This is a genomic window from Agromyces humi, from assembly GCF_009720255.1.
GTDB classification, from domain to species: domain Bacteria; phylum Actinomycetota; class Actinomycetes; order Actinomycetales; family Microbacteriaceae; genus Agromyces; species Agromyces humi.
The window spans coordinates 1-4395 of record NZ_WJSP02000314.1; the positions used below are offsets into that span (position 1 = coordinate 1).

Below are 4395 nucleotides of genomic sequence, written 5' to 3' on the forward strand. Positions count from 1 at the left end.
CGGGCCGACCGGCCAGCAGGCCATAAGCGATGCGCTTCCGCCGACGGATGACGTAGCCTTCTCGAACGCCGTCGGGGCGAGCCCCACGGTGGCACTCGCCACGAACGATTCCGGCTCGCTCGTTCGACCGCGATGCCCGTCCGGCTCGTTCGTTCGACCGTGACGACCGCGCCCCCCGCCGTGACCGCGACGACCGTCCGGCTCGCTCGTTCGACCGTGATGCCCGTCCGGCTCGTTCGTTCGACCGCGCCGACCGCCCGGCTCGCACCTATGACCGTGACGACCGCGCGCCCCGTCGCGACGTCGACCGCCCCGGCTTCAAGGACTCCGGTCGCCGTGAGTCCAGCTTCTACCCGGCCAAGGAGCAGGGTCACCGCTTCTCGCCGAACGACGACGTCGTGCTCGAGCGCCTCGAGGCCGACGCCATCCAGGCGACCGAGGTCGACGGCGTGACGTTCGCCGACCTGGGCCTGGGCGCCAACGTCGTCCGCGTGCTCGCGGAGCTCGGCGCCGAGTCGCCGTTCCCGATCCAGGCGGCGACGATCCCCGCCGTCCTCGAGGGCCGCGACGTCCTCGGCCGCGGCAAGACCGGCTCGGGCAAGACGATCGCCTTCGGCGCTCCGACCGTCGAGCGCCTCATGTCGCTCTGGGCGGAGTCCGGCAAGGCCGGCGGCAAGCGCCAGATGGGCCGCAAGCCCCGCGCGCTCATCCTCGCCCCGACCCGCGAGCTCGCCCTGCAGATCGACCGCACCGTGCAGCCCATCGCGCAGAGCGTCGGCCTCTTCACCACGCAGATCTACGGCGGCGTGCCCCAGGCCCGCCAGGTGGGCGCCCTCCAGCGCGGCGTCGACATCGTCATCGGCACCCCCGGCCGCATCGAGGACCTCATCGAGCAGCGTCGACTCGATCTCTCCGAGGTCGTCGTGACCGTCATCGACGAGGCCGATCACATGTGCGACCTCGGCTTCCTCGAGCCGGTGCAGCGGATCCTCCGCCGCACTGCCCAGGGCGGCCAGAAGCTGCTCTTCTCGGCGACGCTCGACAAGGGCGTCGCGACCCTCGTCGACGAGTTCCTCGTCGAGCCGGCCGTGCACGAGGTCGCCGGTGAAGACCAGGCCTCGTCGACGATCGAGCATCGGGTGTTCATCATCGAGAACCGCGAGAAGCGCGACATGGTCGCCCAGCTCGCCAACCGCGAGGGCAAGACCCTCGTGTTCTCGCGCACCCGGGCCTTCGCCGAAGACCTCACCGAGCACCTCGAGGACTACGGCATCCGTGCCGTCGCCCTCCACGGCGACCTGAACCAGTCCCGCCGCACGCGCAACCTGCAGCAGCTCACGAGCGGCCGGGTCAACGTGCTCGTGGCGACGGATGTCGCGGCCCGCGGCATCCACGTCGACGACATCGACCTGGTGATCCAGGCCGACGCGCCCGACGAGTACAAGACCTACCTCCACCGCTCGGGCCGCACGGGCCGCGCCGGCAAGGAGGGGCGCGTCGTCACGCTGATCCCCGGCAACCGCCAGCGTCGCATGACCGACCTCCTCGGTCGTGCCGAGATCGACGTCGACTTCGAGCGCGTCGCCCTCGGCGACGACGTCTGGGGCGAGTCGGTCGAGTTCGCGGCCGAGGCCGGCCAGGACTCGACCGCCGCCGAGGAGCAGCTCGCCGACTGAGACGTCGAACCGTTCGAGACCGACGCCCGCCTCCGATCGGAGGCGGGCGTCCGTCGTTTCGCGGGCCATCACCATAGCCCACCCGCGGCCAGAAGTCATTTCCCGCCTGACCGGGAATTTTCCTCGGCCACCGGCTATGCTGGAAGGTCACCCGAAAGGACATGAGGCGATCATGGAGCACTTCCTCCGAGACCTGCGCTCGCTCGATGCGAGCGATTTCGAGCGACTCGCGAAGGCGCAGGACGCGACGCGGCGTCATCGTCGCGCCGAGGCCTACCGCACCGGGCGCGAGAAGCTCACCCGACGTGACGAGGGCGGCGCCGCGGGCGTCGTGATCCGCGAGGCGGTGCTCGAGGCGATGCGAGCGACGGGGTACGAGGGTGACCACCTCTCCGCTGTGGCGGCCGCGTGGTGGACCGGCCTGGCGCACACCTTTCGAGACGAGCTGACCGACCCCGAGTTCGCCGCGCTCACCGCCGTCTGGAGTTCGGTGGACGGTCAGGGCACGAGTCGGGCACCCACCGAGCGGATGGTGCACGCGGGCTGACCGGGCGACTGGCGCACGCGGCATCCGTTTGCCATAATTACTACCTGAACGGTCGGTCAGGAATTCTTGGCCGGATGCCGGGACGCCGCCCGCCTACGCTGGGATCACGGCGTTCGATCCGAGACAGTGCGGTCAGGAGTGAACCATGGCTGAGGCCTACCTCGTCGGCGGAGTGCGCACCCCGGTCGGGCGCTACGGCGGCGCGCTCGCCGGTGTGCGGCCCGACGACCTCGCGGCCCTCGTGGTCGGCGAACTCGTGCGGCGCACCGGGCTCGACACGGCCGGTGAGCTGGGCGCCATCGACGAGGTGATCCTCGGCGCCGCCAACCAGGCCGGCGAGGACAACCGCAACGTCGCACGGATGTCGGTGCTGCTCGCCGGCCTTCCCGACGAGGTGCCCGGCGTGACGCTCAATCGGCTCTGCGCCTCCGGCATGTCCGCGATCACGATGGCCGCGCAGGCCATCCGCGCGGGCGACGCCGACCTCATCATCGCCGGCGGCGTCGAGTCCATGACGCGGGCGCCGTGGGTCCAGGCCAAGCCCGACAAGGCATGGGCGCGCCCGGGCGCGGCCTACGACACGTCGATCGGCTGGCGATTCCCGAACCCGAAGCTGCAGGCCCGTGACAAGGCCACGTACGCGATGCCCGAGACCGCCGAGGAGGTCGCCCGCGTCGACGGCGTCACGCGTGCCGACGCCGACGCGTTCGCCCTGCGCAGCCAGCAGCGCGCCGCCGCCGCCATCGCGGCGGGGCGGTTCGAGGCCGAGATCGTCGGCGTGCCGACGCACAGGGGCGAGTTCCTCGTCGACGAGGGTCCGCGCCCCGAGACCACGCTCGAGGCGCTCGCCGGGCTGCGGCCCGTCGTGGCCGGGGGTTCCGTGGTCACGGCCGGCAACTCGAGCGCACTGAACGACGGGGCATCCGCGATCCTCGTGGCGAGCGCCGCCGCGGTCGAGCGCCTCGGCCTCACGCCGCGCGCCCGGGTCGTCACCGGCACGAGCGCCGGCCTCGCTCCCGAGATCATGGGCCTCGGCCCGGTGCCCGCCACCGAGAAGGCGCTCGAACGCGCCGGACTCGACCTCGACGAGATCGGCTCCGTCGAGCTCAACGAGGCCTTCGCCACGCAGTCGCTCGCGTGCATCCGCCGCCTCGGACTCGACCCCGAGCGCGTGAACGCCGACGGCGGGGCGATCGCCCTGGGGCATCCGCTCGGTTCCTCGGGCTCGCGGCTCGTCGTGACGCTCCTCGGCCGCATGGAGCGCGAGGACTCGCGGTACGGCCTCGCCACCATGTGCGTGGGCGTCGGGCAGGGCACGGCGCTCATCGTGGAGCGCGTGTGATGGGCGCGGTGCATCCGGTGCCCGAGGGCAGAGCCGCCGGCGGCCCGCTGCGGGTCGAGCGGTTCGACGACCGCGTGGTCGCCACGCTCAACCGGCCCGAGAAGAAGAACGCGATCGACCAGGCCACGATCGACGCGCTGCACGTGCTCTGCGCCGAGCTCGAGGCGATCCCGCGCATCCTGATCCTCACGGGCGCCGGCGGCGTGTTCGCCTCGGGCGCCGACATCGCGGAGCTCCGCGAACGGCGAGCGGATGACGCGCGCCGCGGCATCAACGCGAATGCGTTCGTCCGCGTGCACAAGCTGCCGATGCCCGTCATCGCCGCCCTCGACGGGTACGCGCTCGGCGGCGGCGCGGAGCTCGCGTACGCGGCCGACATCCGCATCGCCACGCCGCGCCTGCGCATCGGCAACCCCGAGACCGGGCTCGGCATCATCGCGGCCGCCGGTGCGAGCTGGCGCCTGAAGGAGATCGTGGGCGAGGCCCGGGCGATCGAGCTGCTGCTCACCGGGCGGGCGATCCACGCCGACGAGGCGCGCGAACTCGGGCTCGTCAGCGAGCTGCATCCCGTCGACGAGCTCCTCCCCGCCGCGCACGCGATCGCCGATCGCATCGCCAGCAACGACCCGGCGGCGACGATCGCGACGAAGCGGGTCTTCCGCGCGGCGCGCACCGATCACCCCGCTGTCGACCTCGAGGCGCAGGCCGCGCTGGTAGATCTCTTCGGAGCTCAGGAACTTCCACCAGGGGCGACCCTTCGCCTGCTGCCGCTCGAGCGTCCACTCGCGGAACTCGGCCAGCGCCTCTGCTGAGATTGCAGCTTCGTCCTC

3 protein-coding genes and 1 pseudogene are annotated in these 4395 nt (G+C 72.1%); all 4 read left to right on the forward strand.

Going from position 1 to position 4395, the window contains the following annotated elements:
* Positions 1–101 precede the first annotated feature (101 nt).
* A pseudogene (locus GH736_RS17960) lies at positions 102–1676 on the forward strand (DEAD/DEAH box helicase); the annotation flags it as partial.
* Between the two features lie 172 nt (positions 1677–1848).
* Positions 1849–2223 (forward strand): hypothetical protein, encoded by a 375-nt coding sequence (locus GH736_RS17965; protein ID WP_159605761.1) that lies wholly within the window; start codon positions 1849–1851, stop codon positions 2221–2223.
* A gap of 145 nt (positions 2224–2368) precedes the next feature.
* A complete protein-coding gene (locus GH736_RS17970; protein ID WP_159605763.1) occupies positions 2369–3565 on the forward strand; it encodes an acetyl-CoA C-acyltransferase in 1197 nt (398 codons plus the stop codon).
* Positions 3566–3582: 17 nt separating this feature from the next.
* Complete coding sequence (locus GH736_RS17975) at positions 3583–4377, forward strand: enoyl-CoA hydratase/isomerase family protein (RefSeq protein WP_235934426.1); 795 nt, start codon at positions 3583–3585, stop codon at positions 4375–4377.
* Positions 4378–4395: the final 18 nt, after the last annotated feature.

Coding starts and splice junctions, on each gene's coding strand:
- GH736_RS17965 (WP_159605761.1), top strand. CDS start 1,849: ATGGAGCACTTCCTCCGAGACCTGCGCTCGCTCGATGCGAGCGATTTC.
- GH736_RS17970 (WP_159605763.1), top strand. CDS start 2,369: ATGGCTGAGGCCTACCTCGTCGGCGGAGTGCGCACCCCGGTCGGGCGC.